We start from the raw sequence: 14,925 nt of genomic DNA, 5'->3' as shown, positions 1-14,925 counted from the left end.
AAAAATGGCGGAAATTAAGGTACCTGAATTAGCAGAATCAATCTCAGAAGGAACAATAGCCCAATGGTTGAAGCAGCCTGGTGATTATGTAGAACAGGGTGAATATCTGCTTGAACTAGAAACGGACAAAGTAAATGTTGAATTAACAGCAGAAGAATCGGGTGTACTTCAAGAGGTATTGAAAGATTCGGGTGATACCGTCCAGGTTGGAGAAATTATCGGCACGATTTCAGAAGGCGCGGGTGAAAGTTCTGCCCCTGCTCCTTCAGAGAAAGCAGAAAGCAAGGAAGAAAAGCAAGCTGAACCAGCGGCACAAGAGGTGAGCGAAGAAGCGCAAACTGAAGCAAAATCACGGACGATCGCTTCTCCTTCAGCACGTAAGCTGGCGAGAGAGAAAGGAATAGATCTGTCTCAGATTCCAACGGGAGATCCGCTGGGACGCGTGCGCAAGCATGATGTCGAAGCGTATGAAAAACCAGCGTCAAAACCGGCTCATCAACAAAAACAGCAGCCGCCTCAGGCTCAAAAAGGACAGCAAAGCTTTGACAAACCTGTAGAAGTGCAAAAAATGTCACGCCGCAGACAAACGATTGCAAAACGCCTTGTAGAAGTTCAGCAAACATCAGCGATGCTGACTACATTTAATGAAGTAGACATGTCGGCTGTCATGAATCTCAGAAAACGCCGCAAAGATCAATTCTTTGAGCAAAACGAAGTGAAGCTCGGCTTCATGTCTTTCTTTACAAAAGCGGTCGTCGCTGCATTGAAAAAATATCCGCTCTTAAATGCGGAAATTCAAGGCGATGAGCTGATTGTTAAGAAATTCTACGATATCGGAATTGCTGTTGCGGCTGATGAAGGTCTTGTCGTTCCGGTTGTACGGGATGCGGACCGCCTGACATTTGCAGGAATCGAAAAAGAAATCGGCGAGCTTGCGAAAAAAGCAAGAAACAATAAATTGACGCTTAGCGAGCTTCAGGGGGGCTCTTTCACCATTACAAACGGAGGGACTTTCGGTTCACTGATGTCAACTCCGATTTTAAACAGCCCTCAAGTCGGTATACTGGGCATGCATAAAATTCAGCTGCGCCCTGTGGCAATTGATGAAGAGCGTTTCGAAAACCGCCCGATGATGTATCTCGCTTTATCTTATGATCACCGGATTGTAGACGGGAAAGAAGCGGTTGGTTTCCTAGTGACAATTAAAAATTTACTGGAAGACCCTGAGCAGCTTTTATTAGAAGGTTAATAAAAAAGGTACATCACGATAAAGTGATGTACCTTTTTTGATGCTTATTTAAAGAGGGAGATTGCTGCTTTCAGATGCTGCTGCATTCTTTTTCGCTTTTTTTGACCAATATGTCGCAAGCATAGAACCCGAAAGGTTATGCCACACGCTGAATATCGCGCTTGGTACAGCGGATAGCGGTGAGAAATGAGCCGTGGCAAGTGCCGCCCCAAGTCCTGAATTTTGCATACCGACTTCGATCGCAATCGCTTTTTGAGAAGGGTAATCCATTTTTAAAAGCTTTGCGCAAAGAAACCCAAGCAAATAACCGAAACCGTTATGCAGGATGACAACTGAAAAAATGAGCAAACCCGATTGAAGCAGATTTTCCCGGTTGCCGCTGACGACAGCTGAGACAATCGCAACGATGCCAATAACAGAAACAAGCGGAAGGGCATGCACGGCTTTTGCCACTTGTTTTTTGAAAAACATTTTGACGATTACGCCTGCGAGAATTGGAAATAAAACAGCCTGTAAGATTGAAGTAAACAAAGACCCCGGCGAGACAGGAAGCCATTCCTTGGCAAACAGCATAATCAAAACCGGAGTCAGTACAGGTGCCAATAAGGTAGAAATGGTTGTAACCGCAACAGAAAGAGCCGTATTTCCTTTTGCTAAAAATGTCATGACATTAGATGCAGTTCCTCCGGGGCAGCAGCCCACAAGAATAACACCCACTGCAATTTCAGCTGGAAGATGCAGCCCAAATGCCAATCCAAAAGCAACGAGCGGCATGATGGTATACTGGGCAATCACCCCAATAATGACCTGCCAAGGTTTTCTGAGCAGCTCTTTGAAATCAGCGGCTTGCAGTGTGAGTCCCATCCCAAACATGATAATACCAAGAAAAATCGTTATATAAGAACTGATCCAAGTGAAAAAAGACGGGAAAGAAAATCCCAGCACAGCAAACACAATGACCCATATGCCAAAGGTTTGTCCAGCGAAATGACTTATTTTTCTAATGATGTCCATAAAAACACTCCTAACACATTAATCAAGAACTTCAGCAGAAATTCTCACAGATGTTAAACATTCTTTTATTATAATTAATTTTCAGAATAATTCAATATCATCATTGAACTAGCTTTTTATCATAGATGATAAATATATTATGTAAACTAATTAAAATGTTCTTGACTATATAGGAAGATATTCTTACAATGAATCTTTATAATGGTTAGATCAAATAGGAGTGATAGGGTGAAGGAAGCGAATCAATGGTCTTCGAAGCTGGGCTTTATTTTAGCCGCGGCAGGATCAGCTATCGGGCTTGGCGCGATATGGAAGTTTCCATATGTAGCGGGAACCAGCGGAGGAGGCGCATTTTTACTTATTTTTATTTTATTTACGGTTTTAATCGGCCTGCCTTTATTGTTAGGTGAATTCATCATAGGCAGAAAAACACAGAAAGATGCCGTACAATCCTATAAAGCACTTGCTCCAGGAACGAAGTGGCATTGGATCGGTTATTTAGGCATGGCGACGTGCTTTATTCTATTATCTTTTTACAGCGTCGTCGGCGGGTGGATTTTAATTTATATTATAAAAGGCTTCACTGGCGGTTTATCGCAAACATCTGGTTTTGATGCGATATTTACAAGTACGATTTCAAATCCTTATTTGGCTGTAGGAGGCCAGCTGCTCTTTATGGTGGTGACCATTTTAGTAGTTGCAAAAGGAGTAAGCAGCGGAATTGAAAAAGCAAGCCAAGTATTAATGCCGGCGCTCTTTATATTATTTATGATTTTAATGGTGCGTTCCGTTACGCTTGATGGCGCGATGGAAGGGCTCACATTTTTCCTGATGCCTGATTTTTCAGCGATTGACGCCAATACGATTTTGTACGCGATGGGCCAGTCCTTTTTCTTATTAAGTGTGGGTGTATCCGTCATGGTAACGTATAGCTCTTATTTAGAGAAACAGGAAAATCTGGTGCAGTCCGCTGTATCAGTGACTGTATTGAACGTGCTTGTTGCTGTTATGGCAGGAATCGCGATTTTTCCAGCTGTCTTTTCATTTGGTCTCAAACCAGACCAAGGGCCGGTCCTGTTATTTAATGTGCTGCCGACCGTGTTTAATCAAATGCCGTTCGGAATTATCTTTTTATTAGCATTTTTACTTCTATTTTTATTTGCAGCGCTGACATCCGCTTTCTCTATGTTGGAAATTTTGGTCGCGGTGCTTTCAAAAGGTGATGTCAATAAGAGAAAACGATTCGCTTGGATAGGCGGTATTGCTATATTTATTGTCGGGGTGCCGTCTGCATTATCATATGGTGTTTTAAGTGATGTCTCTATATTTCACTTGTCCATTTTTGACGCGGCAGACTATCTTGTAAGCAATATTTTAATGCCGTTAGGCGCGTTATTGATTTCGATTTTTGTTCCGTTAAAAATACCGAAACAGGATTTGTTCGACGAGCTGAAAAGCGGTTCCAATCTCAAACGAAAGTGGTTTGCGGTTTGGCTGCTCCTCATTCGTTATCTATCTCCTGTTGCCATCATTATCGTGTTTTTGCATGTGGTAGGCATTTTTTAAAACACAAAGCCCCCGGGGAAAAGGGGGCTTTTTTTAATAGAGTTTCCAAACGACTTCTTTTGCCTGATCGAAACGTTTTTCTGCTTCACGCCAATCCACAATATTCCACCAATGATCGACATAGCTTGCCCGGTCATTTTTATATTGCAAATAGTAGGCATGTTCCCATACGTCAAGCGGTAAGAGGGGGATCACATCCCATTGGCTGAAGAACTGGTGCTTCTCTGCCGTTAAAATCTCCAGTCGTCCCGATCGAGGAGCCCACACCAGTATGGCCCAGCCGACACCTTCCACTTTTTTAGCGGCCTGGGTAAAGTGTTCTTTAAAGGCCGAGTAGCTTCCAAATGAAATTTCAATCATGTGGAACAATGGACCAGTAGGACGCCTTTTTCCGTTTGGATGCATCGAAAACCAGAAAATACTGTGCAAATAATGGCCTGCTCCATGGAATGCAAGTTCTCTTTCCCAATGAGTGATGAAATCAAAATTTTTTGAGGCTCTCGCTTTTTTTAGCTCTGTTTCTGCTTTGTTTAGCCCGTCAACATAGCTCTGGTGGTGCTTCGTATGATGAAGGACCATAATGTCCCGAGATATATAAGGTTCTAAGGCAGAATAATTGTATGGAAGCTTTGGGAGCACGTGTTTCCCAATAGGAACATAGGCACGTCTTTCGCTTGCATCACCTGATTCTGTCACATCCCGATAAAGGGCAGCGGCCTGTTTATACCAATCTTCTTCTGTTGTTTGATCATCTTCCAGTGCTTTCATCATCTTGTCAATTTGATCTTCAAATTGTTCAAGCTGCCCACGCTTTTGAATCTGATTCTTCAGGGCTTCACACCAATTGAACATCTCTGTTTGATAAGATTCACGTTTCATTTGCTGTCTCCTTTTCAATAGAATTCAAATACTTTCCGACAGCCAGCAAAGAGAAGACATATGGATAACTGTGATAGCGGATATAAAACTGCTTTGGCAATCCGATTCCCGCTGGATAGGCCAAATTTTCGGCACGATGAGAACTGCTGTCAGTAAGGTATTGCATACCTTTCACAACAGACGGGTGTTCGGGATTTTCGTATGTGAGCAAAGCGTCTAAAGCCCACGCTGTTTGCACAATTGTTCCTGTATGCAGAGGTACGTACGTTTTGATTTCAGCGCTTTTGCAGGATTCTCCCCAGCTGCCGTCATCATTTTGTATAGATTTGAGCCAGCGCAATGCCTTTTGTATAGCAGGATGTTTTCTGTCGACTCCGCAGGCATGCATACCTGTAAGAGCAGCCCATGTGCCGTAAATGTAGCAAACACCCCATCTCCCGTACCATGACCCATTTTGTTCTTGATGTTTGAATAGCCAGTTCACTGCGCGCTGAATAGGTTGATGTTTTTCAGTGAAACCGGCTTTCTCGCCTAAAAAATGCAGTACACGCCCGGTGAGATCGGCGGTTGAAGGGTCAACTGCCGCGTCCTCGGCGGATTCAAGAGGGAGAAGGCGAATCAGTGGGTGGTTCACATTTTTTTCAAACGCAGAAAATCCTCCGTCACTGTTTTGCATCGATAAAAGCCAAGACACCCCTCGCTCCCAAGCTGAAGGAGAAAAACGGCGGGGAATCGCTTTTAATACGGCGGCAGTGTCGTCACAGTCAGGATTATTTGTATTGATGTTTGAAAAACCCCAGCCGCCGGGAGCTGCATTCTGATTTTTGACAGACCAATCTGCTATTTTGGTATGCTGGCGTTCCAGCAAAAAGGCGGCTGCTTTTGTAATAGAGCCGTCTGTTTCGGTTACGCCGTTTTCCTGAAGGGCATAGCTGATCAGAGCCGTGTCCCAAACAGTTGAAGTAGAGTTTTCCAAATAAGGCACCCCGCTGCAATTTGTCACTAGCGATTTCATGCCGTAAATGGCTTTTCTAATGACAGGAGAGTGTTGCGACACACCAAGTGACAGAAGGCTGTAAACCATAAAAATGGTCGCGCTCGCATAGCTGTATAATGTTCCGTCTTTTTCAATCCGGTCCAGCATATATGTTTTAGCTGTCTGTAAGCCAAGCTGCTGAAAAGCAAATGGTGCATGAAAAACGCGCTTCCAATGTGACCAAATAGGTGTCAGGTCTCTTTCTTCAAAAGCATCAGATCGAAGCCAAGTAAAAGGGTTTTTTGTCATGTGCGGATCGAGATGGCGAAGAGATGGAATATTGCGGTTTTTAAGAACGAATCGCCGATTGAGTGTTACAGCCATAGGAGCAAAATGAATTCGGGCATATGTGCTGAACTGATAGAAATGAACCGGCAATGTCGGGGGGAGCGCCATAAGTGCTAATGGTAAATACAAAACAGGCCAAGGATACAGCCCGTTCGCGGCAAGCATCCATTTTGTCATGAAATGAACATGTCTCAAACCGCCATGTGAGATGATAAATTGTTCAGCTTTCTTCATGTGAGGGTCAGATCTCTGAAAACATCCTGAAGCCAGCATTCCTACATATCCTTGGACGGTAGCGGTTATATTTCCGCTCGTTTCATCAGGATAGTTGATGAATGAGCCATCTGGCAGCTGTTTTTCGCGAATGCCGGCTGCAAGCGCTGATATCAGTTCTTTTTCATTCTCGCGCTCATCTAGTGAGGTAAGAAGCAAAATAAAAAAGGAATTTGTCATGATTGGTCCTTCAAAGCAAAATGTCCACGAGCCGTCAGCATTTTGCCTGGCTTTTAATTCTGCAATGGTTTTGTTTTGATAACGCCTCACTTTCTCCTGAAGTGTGCTCACCACGCTCAACTCCTTCAGAAACATATATATTCAGCATCTTTTGCCGCCATTACAGAAAAAAACTGCTGGCAGGCAGCAGTTTTTTTGACATGCAAATTAATCCTCGAGATTAATCCATACACTTTTGACTTCTGTGTAGTTATTTAAGGCATATGATCCCATTTCTCTTCCGAGTCCTGACTGTTTATAGCCGCCAAACGGTGACGCCGCATCAAACACATTATAGCAGTTCACCCAGATGGTTCCGGCCTGAAGACGGTCAGCAATATAGTGGGCATGCTTGACGTTTTCGGTCCATAGCCCGGCTGCGAGTCCATATTCCGAAGAATTTGCCCGTTTAATGACTTCATCGACTGTTTCGTACGGAATGGCAGTCAGTACCGGTCCGAAAATTTCTTCTTTTGCGATGGTCATCTCGTCTTCAACATGCGCAAACACAGTCGGTTCGACAAAATATCCTTCTTCAAAAGGACAGCTTCCGCCAGTCACTGCTTTTGCTCCTTCGTCTTTTCCTTTTTGAATATAGGAAAGAACGCGTTCGTGCTGTTCCTTGCTCACGAGAGGCCCGATTTGTGTTTCCTTATGAAGGCCCGCTCCTTGGCGGAGTGATTTGGCATAAGACACCATCTCATTGACCACTTCATCATACTGGTCTTTATGAATAAAAACGCGCGATCCCGCACAGCAGACTTGGCCTTGGTTAAACATCACTCCGTTTAATGCGCCTGGGATCGCTTTTTTCAAATTCGCATCCGGCAGAAGGATATTAGGCGATTTTCCGCCAAGCTCCAATGTAACACGCTTCATGCTTTTCGCAGCGGTAGACATAATTTTCTTTCCGATTTCAGTGGAACCGGTAAAGGCAATTTTATTAACCGCTTCGTGGTTTGTCAGCGCTTCTCCCGCATCTCCGCCGAATCCAGGAATGATATTGATGACGCCGTCTGGAAAACCGGCCTGGTCAATTAATTCCGCCAAATAAAGCGCTGAAAGCGGTGTTTGTTCAGCAGGCTTGAGCACGATTGTACAACCTGTTGCAAGAGCTGCGCCCATTTTCCACATCGCCATCAGGAGCGGGAAATTCCATGGAATGATCTGTCCGACGACGCCGACAGGCTCATGGCGCGTGTAATTGAAATAAGCGCCGGAAACCGGGATCGTCTGTCCTGTTATTTTTGTACACCAGCCGGCGTAATAGCGCATATGCTCAATAGCCAGCGGAATATCTCCATTCGTCGTTTCATTGATCGGTTTTCCGTTATCAAGCGTTTCAAGCTGAGCAAGCTCAGTTTTATGCTCCTCCATTAAGTCTGCCAGCTTATACATCAGTCTGCTTCTTGAAGCTGGAGACATTGTTCTCCATTCGCCTTGGTCAAAGGCTTTCCGGGCAGCTTTAACCGCTTTGTCCACATCCGCAGCCTGAGCTTCATACAGCGACATCAAGGTTTCGCCGGTAGCTGGGTTGGGCGTGTCAAAGGTAGCCCCTGAGGCACTCGGAACAAACTTTCCATCAATATAAAGCTTCTTTGTTCCCTGTAAAAATGTCTCCAGCCTATTCGTCACTTGCATCGTTAAAGAACTCATCTGTAACAAACCTCCAGTCAATTTTTATGGTCTGTTCTGAGATTCTGGGTGATGATACATTCATTTTTTGATTGAATAGCAGAAATAAGCTGTGTGAATTACTGTAGAAGTAAGCGCATACAAACATTCTATAATAGAAATCATGGTAAAATCAATGAATAACTGATATTGCAATTTACAAAAGAAAAAAGCTACAATAAGCTTATAGATAAGTAAAGGAGATTTTATCATGATTCATAACAATTGGCTTGAAAAAGAAACAATCAAAAAGGTGAAATGTGTGCAGACAAACGCTAAAAAATATATCGTGAACCGCGTGCTAACGCCGGGAAAAGAATATGAAGTGAAAAATGAAACAGAGGAGTTTCTTTTTGTGATCGACAATACGAATAAAGTCGGCGGCTACTATAAAGAATACTTCGAAGAGGTTTAACCCCTGAATTCTCGCAGCAGGCATGCAAAAGGTTCTCTAAGCAAATGATACAAAAAACCGCACCGTGAGCTGCGGTTTTTTGTATGGTTAAAACAGAAAAAATAAAACAAAATCAATGATAACATTAAGAATCCTCTTTTTTAAAAAAACATTGCTGAATATTGAAACTTTTTTCTCTGTACGTGCGTATTACTTGATGACAACAGCACAAAAGACGAAAAACAACTAAAAATTTGAAAAATGTAATCTGTTCGTAATGGTTTAAATGTCGTCTATGTCGTATTCTTATATAGGGATAAAGGACTTATTTTTATATAGTGAATGATATAACAAATAGATAAATGCAGAAAGAGGGGTTCTTCATTGGGTATTTTTTCTGTTAGCAGATCAACGGACGCCAAGAAGCTTGAAGCTTTGCTCGTTGAGGGGGAAAGAATAGAATCGATTTATAAGCTCCGAGTGGACCAAATTTGCTTTACAAATAAGCGGATCATTTTCTTTGACAATAAAATGTTTTCTAAAAAGAAGGTTCGTGTATTTCTTCCATATAAATCCATTGAAAGCTTTGCGATCCAAGAAGCGGGAATGTTTGATCCGGACACCGGGCTTTTATTGATGACCAGGAGCAAAACGTTCGAATTAGAATTTGCGAAAGACACCGATTTAAGCGAAGTTCAAGCGGTGCTGACAAAGCACTTGTGCAGCTGAATATTTGATGAGCCAGCCGTTCAAAAATGGTTAGGCTTTTTTTATATACAAAAGAACAGGGCATATGCGCCCTGTTCTTTTTACACGACACTGTTTTTCGCTGAGTTCGAATCAACAACATCAGCATCTAACACATTCGAAATGGGTATGACAAGCGGGGCAAAGTCACCATTTTCTTCTCCGAAGCCTTGATTTATTTTAGCTGATAAAAAATAATCGACCTGCTGATACGGACCGAGCGTTAAAGAGGAGCCGCGGTCCATTGTATTGATTTTAAATCCGCCGACATTCACGACGGAGGGCGAAAAGAACATCTCATCACTTCCTTTTAATCGAGTTGACCGCATCACTTTCAAAAGATGCAGGAGAATCAATTTGGTCCCTGTCATCCACGTGGCTTTTCGTGCCCATAAAGCCGCTCGCATCTCCAAAGTTCTGGCCGTAGCCTTGATTTTTTTTATCTGAATTTTGCCAGTCTGCCAGTAAATTTTGTCCTACGTTTACCGCTGAAGCATTTTCAAAGGAATTAATTTTCAGCATGAAAATATTAATATTGATATACGGAGTTGGTTGAACCACAGGAAAACCTCCTTTCTATAGTTGTATGCGGGTGGTTGTAAAGTATGTTAAGACAGGGGGCTTCAAATGGATTTCGAAAAGATGAAGCAGTGGATGGAATTCGCGCAGCAGATGTACGGCGGTGACTTTTGGAAACAGGTATTTGATGAAGATCAGAAAACCCCTTTTATGACAAATGGCCAATCTCCGTTTCCGTTTTCGCAGCAGGATCAGCGAGGGAAAGAAGAGAGTTCATTTCCAAGCATGGATATTGTAGATACTGTTACGGAAGTACAGTTTTTAATTTATCTTCCAGGCTACCGTAAGCAGGATGTTCACATCTTATCTTACGGAGATTATTTAGTGGTGAAGGGGCAGCGCTTTTCCTATTTTAATGAACAGGATTTTCGCCAAAAAGAAGGGAAATACGGAAGTTTTGAAAAGAAAATTCCGCTTTCCGACCATTTACATGGAAAGATGGGCGCCATTTTTAAGGACGGAATCTTATACATCACCATTCAAAAAGACGAGGGTCAAGCGAAGACCATTGTTATTGATGATTGATTTTCATACTAAGTGCATCAGCCCCATCGCGATCATCAATTGATTCAATTGGAATCACCATGACAACAAAATCTGCATTTTGTTCCCCAAAACCGTTATTTCTTTTAATCGCAGAGCACCTGTTTCTCACCTCCGCAGAACCAAAGGTAAGGGATGAGCCGGTGCCTATTGTGTTATTTTTGAAATGCGATATGTTGATGTAAGTCGGAAGCATGAAAACCTCTCCTTTCCAAGGGATATACCTCATTATATATGTAAACGAAACAGGAGTATGCAAAGGTCGTGATGTCATGAAAAAAATGCTCCGATCGCTGATCAGGCATTGTATAAAACCAGAACTTGACAAATTGCATAAATATGAAGAAAGACTTTCACTGCTTGAAAAACAGAAACAAAGCTGCAAACACGAGTCTGAAGAAACCTATATACATATTGAAACGCTGAATGTCGAAAAAATTGATTATCATCTTGAATTCGGCGAGCTGACCATTGATGAACTGAGCGGAAGATTAAATATAGGAGCAACATATTATATACCGCCAGAACAGAAGGATAAAAAGTGCCAAAGAAAGCCCGATACCCCATCATCGCCGACGGTCACGATTCGTTCAAAAAAAGAGTAGCTCATCTTTCTATCAAAGTTCCCATGTTTGACAGGGTGCAAAACGGGAAACAGGATAGAAAGGAGAGGATACACATGGCACTGACAAAAGAACAAACACAACATCTCTATCATAAATTGCTTGATATGCAAAAAGAATTGTCCGGCGAAAAAAAAGAAACAGAATCAATGACAGAAGAAGTGGGAGAGCTTTCAAATGGAGTTGACAACCATATGGCAGACCACGGCACGATCGTCACCGACCGGATGACAGACCAAACGGTGAGAGAGATTGACCGAGAGCTGTTAGAAGAGGTCAACCACGCATTACAAAAAATGAAAGACGGGACTTACGGCGTGTGTGAAAAAACAGGCCGAGACATTCCTTACGAAAGGCTTGAAGCTGTTCCCTACGCAAGAATGACAGTTGAGGCTCAAGCTGATATGGAGGATGATCTGGAGACAGATGCTCCTTCATATGAAAGAGAGTTTCATCAACAGGTAAAAGATCTATCCAATAAAGAAACGATTGATCAAAAAAGCTCACAGACGTATGAAATTTTAGATCGTGAACAAGATTCGAAGTAAAAATGGCAAGCAAGTACACCGATATTAGGTGTACTTGCTTTTTTTTGAAAAAAAATCTCATATTCAAAATAAAGTGATTGACTTTGAGTAAAAAAGAAAGTAACATACTATTTGTAAGTAAATATAAAAAGTTTACCGGGAGGAATACAAATGTCTACAGTTCTATTTGTAAAATCAAGCGACCGTACAGCTGAAGAAGGCGTTTCAACTAAACTTTACGATGCTTTCTTAGCTGCTTATAAAGAAAATAACCCTAGTGATGAAGTGGTTGAATTAGATCTTCATAAAGAAAATCTTCCTTACCTTGGAAGAGATATGATTAACGGAACATTTAAAGCAGGCCAAGGAATGGAAATGACTGAAGAAGAGAAAAAACAAGCGGCAATTGCCGACAAATATCTGAATCAGTTTGTAAAAGCTGACAAAGTTGTTTTCGCATTCCCGCTTTGGAACTTCACAGTGCCAGCAGTGCTTCATACTTATGTTGATTACCTGTCTCGCGCAGGCGTTACATTCAAATACACACAAGAAGGTCCAGTTGGTTTAATGGGCGGCAAAAAAGTTGCGCTTCTTAACGCTCGCGGCGGCGTTTACTCTGAAGGACCAATGGCTTCACTTGAAATGTCATTAAACTTCATGAAAACTGTTCTTGGTTTCTGGGGTGTTCAAGACTTGCACACAGTTGTCATCGAAGGACATAATGCAGCGCCTGACCAAGCACAAGAAATCATTGAAAAAGGTTTACAAGAAGCAAAAGATCTTGCTGCAAAATTCTAATGAAACAAAGACTCCTATCATTGGGCGATAGGAGTTTTTTTGTATACATATTATAATAGAAGAAAGTGATGAATCCTCTTTGCGAAAAAAGGCTGTTTTTTTATTGTAATATATTTTTGACTTGTCGAATCTCCAGATATAATAGCGAAAAATCGTTTTTATCGGCTGGAAAAAGTTTTTCTAAACAATTGTTCTGGTCTCTTGATAAAAAGCCGCTGATGGTGTACTATATAAAAGAAGCTACTTTGTGCGTATTGTTAATTAAGTTTTAACCTTTAAGCTGTAATAGGGAGTTTTATATCGAAGCCGGAATGTCATGCCTCCATTGCAGAGGACGACAGGAACGTTTCTGCAAACACCCACTTTGAGGAGTGGTGGTTTAAAACTTTCTTACTTGTATACGGCAAGACGTAGCGAAAGCCATTTCCTTTTGGGAATGGCTTTTTATTTTATTTAAAAAGGTTTGGTATAGCAAAAATTCAATTTCTGTATGGAAGAAATAAAGACCGTTTTTTTATGATATGATGGGAGAAATTCAAGGAAAAGCGAGGTTTATACGTTATGTTACATAGAGCCCAATCCCTTCTGGCCCATTATTTCGGCTATGAAAAGCTCCGCAATGGCCAAGAAGAAGCGATCCGCTCGGTGACGGAAGAAAGACGAAATACCGTCTGCATTATGCCGACGGGAGGAGGCAAATCAATTTGCTATCAAATTCCGGCACTCATGTTCGAAGGGACTACGATCGTTATTTCGCCGTTGATTTCCTTGATGAAGGATCAAGTCGATGCGTTAGAAGAAGCGGGGATTAAGGCCGCGTACATTAACAGCACACAATCGAGTCAGGAAATATATGAAAGGCTGACTGGGCTTAAAGAAGGGGCCTATAAGCTATTTTACATTACACCGGAGCGATTAACGTCACCGGAGTTTATTCGGATTTTGCAGGGCATTGATGTCCCTTTGGTTGCAATCGACGAGGCGCACTGTATTTCTCAATGGGGTCATGATTTCAGGCCAAGCTACAGAAATATTGAAATTTTATTTCGTGAATTACATGACAATCCTGTCATCATGGCATTAACAGCAACAGCAACCCCTGAGGTACACGAGGATATCTGCAAACAGCTGCACATACAAAAAGAAAACACCGTATATACCGGATTTTCCCGAGACAATTTAACCTTTAAAGTAGCAAAAGGAGAAAATAAGGATCGTTTTATTGACGAGTATGTTCAAAACAACAAACATGAAGCTGGCATTATCTATACAGCGACCAGAAAAGAAGCTGACCGGATTTATGAGCGATTAAAAAGAAATCGGGTCAATGCAGGGCGGTATCACGGAGGCTTGGCTGATGATGTGAGAAAAGAGCAGCAGGAAAGGTTTCTTAATGATGAGCTGCAAGTGATGGTGGCAACCTCTGCTTTCGGAATGGGCATTGATAAATCAAATATCAGATTTGTTCTGCATGCACAAATTCCGAAAGATATGGAAAGCTACTATCAAGAGGCCGGACGAGCTGGACGGGACGGTCTTGACAGCGAATGCATTCTCCTGTTTTCACCACAGGATATTATGGTGCAGCGTTTTTTAATTGAACAATCAGAACATGAAGAGAAACAAAAGCAGGATTTAAAAAAGCTGAGGCAAATGGTCGACTATTGTCACACGGAAGACTGTCTGCAGCGTTTTATCCTTATGTACTTCGGAGAAAAGGAGCCTGATGCGTGCGGCCAGTGCGGAAACTGCACTGATACAAGGATGGCTCATGACGTGACACGGGAGGCGCAAATGGTCTTATCGTGTATGATTCGCATGAAGGAGCGCTTTGGCAAGATGATGGTTGCCCAGGTGCTCGCCGGATCTAAAAATAAAAAAGTTCTTGAAAACGGCTTTGCCGATCTCTCAACATATGGGATATTAAAACATCAATCCGTAGGGGAAATCAGTGATTTTATCGAATTTCTTATTTCTGACGATTTCATCAGGATGTCAGACGGAACGTTTCCGACTCTTTTTGTCAGCAGTAAAGGAAGGAATGTGCTGAGAGGAGAATTATCAGTAACGAGAAAAGAAGCGCTAAAAGCGGCCTCGATTACTGAAAATGACGAGCTGTTTGAACGATTGCGTACGGTTCGCAAAGAAATTGCGGCAGAGCAGGGGGTTCCGCCTTTTGTCGTTTTCTCTGACCAAACGTTAAAAGAAATGTCAGGAAAACAGCCCGTCAATGATGAGGAACTTTTGTCTATAAAAGGAGTCGGAGAACAAAAAAGAGCAAAATACGGCCGGCTTTTTTTACAAGAAATACAAGCTTATGCAAGGGTCACAGACTAAAAAAAAGAAAATCAAGCTTTTTTTCTATAAAAAACACATTTTATTTTCTCTTTTTTGTCTCAAAATAAAAAGACTTGTGAAGCCTTTTATATCAAGGGTTCAGCAAGTCTTTCCAACAGAGAGAAATCCTTCATGTAAAGGAACTGTAATCTAAATCATATCTTTTTGTTATTGATTTG

16 protein-coding genes and 1 other RNA gene are annotated in these 14,925 nt (G+C 42.1%); 10 read left to right on the top strand and 7 right to left on the bottom strand.

Going from position 1 to position 14,925, the window contains the following annotated elements; translation table 11 throughout:
- Positions 1 to 4 precede the first annotated feature (4 nt).
- The gene (odhB, locus tag G4P54_RS11170; RefSeq protein WP_167872697.1) at positions 5 to 1,249 is read left to right on the top strand and encodes a 2-oxoglutarate dehydrogenase complex dihydrolipoyllysine-residue succinyltransferase; all 1,245 of its coding nucleotides are present in this window, start codon (positions 5 to 7) and stop codon (positions 1,247 to 1,249) included.
- A 48-nt stretch (positions 1,250 to 1,297) separates the two neighbouring features.
- Here odhB and G4P54_RS11165 read toward each other — a convergent pair whose 3' ends face one another.
- Positions 1,298 to 2,263, bottom strand: coding sequence for a bile acid:sodium symporter family transporter (locus G4P54_RS11165; RefSeq protein ID WP_167872696.1), 966 nt, complete (start codon positions 2,261 to 2,263; stop codon positions 1,298 to 1,300).
- A gap of 228 nt (positions 2,264 to 2,491) precedes the next feature.
- Between G4P54_RS11165 and G4P54_RS11160 the strand changes: the two genes are divergently transcribed.
- Positions 2,492 to 3,829: a sodium-dependent transporter gene (locus G4P54_RS11160; RefSeq protein ID WP_167872695.1), complete on the top strand. Its 1,338-nt coding sequence runs from the start codon at positions 2,492 to 2,494 to the stop codon at positions 3,827 to 3,829.
- A 33-nt stretch (positions 3,830 to 3,862) separates the two neighbouring features.
- On the opposite strand, the gene G4P54_RS11155 is transcribed toward G4P54_RS11160, so the two are convergent.
- The 3 genes from G4P54_RS11155 to dhaS all read right to left on the bottom strand — a co-directional run bounded on the left by G4P54_RS11155 (position 3,863) and on the right by dhaS (position 8,180).
- Positions 3,863 to 4,708, bottom strand: a complete 846-nt coding sequence (locus G4P54_RS11155) for a superoxide dismutase (RefSeq protein ID WP_167872694.1) — start codon at positions 4,706 to 4,708, stop codon at positions 3,863 to 3,865.
- On the bottom strand, positions 4,698 to 6,596 hold the full coding sequence (locus G4P54_RS11150; protein ID WP_167872693.1) for a terpene cyclase/mutase family protein: 1,899 nt from the start codon (positions 6,594 to 6,596) through the stop codon (positions 4,698 to 4,700). Before G4P54_RS11150 ends, G4P54_RS11155 begins: the two co-directional genes overlap by 11 nt.
- A 96-nt stretch (positions 6,597 to 6,692) precedes the next feature.
- Positions 6,693 to 8,180: an aldehyde dehydrogenase DhaS gene (dhaS, locus tag G4P54_RS11145; RefSeq protein ID WP_167872692.1), complete on the bottom strand. Its 1,488-nt coding sequence runs from the start codon at positions 8,178 to 8,180 to the stop codon at positions 6,693 to 6,695.
- Positions 8,181 to 8,409: 229 nt separating this feature from the next.
- Here dhaS and G4P54_RS11140 point away from each other — a divergent pair, with 229 nt between their 5' ends.
- Positions 8,410 to 8,613 (top strand): DUF6501 family protein, encoded by a 204-nt coding sequence (locus G4P54_RS11140; RefSeq protein ID WP_003241656.1) that lies wholly within the window; start codon positions 8,410 to 8,412, stop codon positions 8,611 to 8,613.
- 363 nt (positions 8,614 to 8,976) lie between these two features.
- Positions 8,977 to 9,321 (top strand): PH domain-containing protein, encoded by a 345-nt coding sequence (locus G4P54_RS11135; RefSeq protein ID WP_024715383.1) that lies wholly within the window; start codon positions 8,977 to 8,979, stop codon positions 9,319 to 9,321.
- 80 nt (positions 9,322 to 9,401) lie between these two features.
- Here G4P54_RS11135 and G4P54_RS11130 read toward each other — a convergent pair whose 3' ends face one another.
- Both G4P54_RS11130 and G4P54_RS11125 read right to left on the bottom strand, forming a co-directional pair.
- A complete protein-coding gene (locus G4P54_RS11130) occupies positions 9,402 to 9,635 on the bottom strand; it encodes a hypothetical protein (RefSeq protein ID WP_024715384.1) in 234 nt (77 codons plus the stop codon).
- A gap of 4 nt (positions 9,636 to 9,639) precedes the next feature.
- Entirely contained in the window at positions 9,640 to 9,900 is a 261-nt protein-coding gene (locus G4P54_RS11125) for a hypothetical protein (protein ID WP_024715385.1), read from the bottom strand.
- Between the two features lie 66 nt (positions 9,901 to 9,966).
- On the opposite strand from G4P54_RS11125, the gene yocM reads away from it, so the two are divergent.
- Positions 9,967 to 10,443 (top strand): salt stress-responsive protein YocM, encoded by a 477-nt coding sequence (gene yocM / locus G4P54_RS11120; RefSeq protein WP_167872691.1) that lies wholly within the window; start codon positions 9,967 to 9,969, stop codon positions 10,441 to 10,443.
- On the opposite strand, the gene G4P54_RS11115 is transcribed toward yocM, so the two are convergent.
- Positions 10,430 to 10,657 carry a hypothetical protein gene (locus G4P54_RS11115; RefSeq protein ID WP_041333659.1) on the bottom strand — a complete coding sequence of 76 codons (228 nt, stop codon included), beginning with the start codon at positions 10,655 to 10,657 and terminating at the stop codon, positions 10,430 to 10,432. The genes yocM and G4P54_RS11115 overlap by 14 nt on opposite strands.
- Positions 10,658 to 10,733: 76 nt before the next feature.
- Between G4P54_RS11115 and G4P54_RS11110 the strand changes: the two genes are divergently transcribed.
- From G4P54_RS11110 to recQ, 5 genes are all read left to right on the top strand, one after another.
- Complete coding sequence (locus G4P54_RS11110) at positions 10,734 to 11,066, top strand: hypothetical protein (protein ID WP_167872690.1); 333 nt, start codon at positions 10,734 to 10,736, stop codon at positions 11,064 to 11,066.
- Positions 11,067 to 11,140: 74 nt separating this feature from the next.
- Complete coding sequence (locus G4P54_RS11105; protein WP_167872689.1) at positions 11,141 to 11,632, top strand: TraR/DksA family transcriptional regulator; 492 nt, start codon at positions 11,141 to 11,143, stop codon at positions 11,630 to 11,632.
- Positions 11,633 to 11,782: 150 nt separating this feature from the next.
- Entirely contained in the window at positions 11,783 to 12,409 is a 627-nt protein-coding gene (gene azoJ, locus G4P54_RS11100; protein ID WP_167872688.1) for an FMN-dependent NADH-azoreductase AzoJ, read from the top strand.
- Positions 12,410 to 12,643: 234 nt separating this feature from the next.
- Positions 12,644 to 12,830, top strand: a non-coding RNA gene (gene ssrS / locus G4P54_RS11095) — 6S RNA.
- 140 nt (positions 12,831 to 12,970) lie between these two features.
- A complete protein-coding gene (recQ, locus tag G4P54_RS11090; protein WP_167872687.1) occupies positions 12,971 to 14,746 on the top strand; it encodes a DNA helicase RecQ in 1,776 nt (591 codons plus the stop codon).
- Positions 14,747 to 14,925 lie beyond the last annotated feature (179 nt).

The sequence above is a fragment of the Bacillus tequilensis genome (genome assembly GCF_012225885.1).
GTDB lineage: Bacteria > Bacillota > Bacilli > Bacillales > Bacillaceae > Bacillus > Bacillus tequilensis.
The sequence above is the reverse complement of the archived record's forward strand: the minus strand, read 5'-3'. Positions and strand labels throughout refer to the sequence as shown.

Coding starts and splice junctions, on each gene's coding strand:
- odhB (WP_167872697.1), top strand. CDS start 5: ATGGCGGAAATTAAGGTACCTGAATTAGCAGAATCAATCTCAGAAGGA.
- recQ (WP_167872687.1), top strand. CDS start 12,971: ATGTTACATAGAGCCCAATCCCTTCTGGCCCATTATTTCGGCTATGAA.
- G4P54_RS11110 (WP_167872690.1), top strand. CDS start 10,734: ATGAAAAAAATGCTCCGATCGCTGATCAGGCATTGTATAAAACCAGAA.
- G4P54_RS11155 (WP_167872694.1), bottom strand. CDS start 4,708: ATGAAACGTGAATCTTATCAAACAGAGATGTTCAATTGGTGTGAAGCC.
- yocM (WP_167872691.1), top strand. CDS start 9,967: ATGGATTTCGAAAAGATGAAGCAGTGGATGGAATTCGCGCAGCAGATG.
- G4P54_RS11105 (WP_167872689.1), top strand. CDS start 11,141: ATGGCACTGACAAAAGAACAAACACAACATCTCTATCATAAATTGCTT.
- G4P54_RS11140 (WP_003241656.1), top strand. CDS start 8,410: ATGATTCATAACAATTGGCTTGAAAAAGAAACAATCAAAAAGGTGAAA.
- G4P54_RS11130 (WP_024715384.1), bottom strand. CDS start 9,635: ATGTTCTTTTCGCCCTCCGTCGTGAATGTCGGCGGATTTAAAATCAAT.
- G4P54_RS11115 (WP_041333659.1), bottom strand. CDS start 10,657: ATGCTTCCGACTTACATCAACATATCGCATTTCAAAAATAACACAATA.
- dhaS (WP_167872692.1), bottom strand. CDS start 8,180: ATGAGTTCTTTAACGATGCAAGTGACGAATAGGCTGGAGACATTTTTA.
- G4P54_RS11165 (WP_167872696.1), bottom strand. CDS start 2,263: ATGGACATCATTAGAAAAATAAGTCATTTCGCTGGACAAACCTTTGGC.
- azoJ (WP_167872688.1), top strand. CDS start 11,783: ATGTCTACAGTTCTATTTGTAAAATCAAGCGACCGTACAGCTGAAGAA.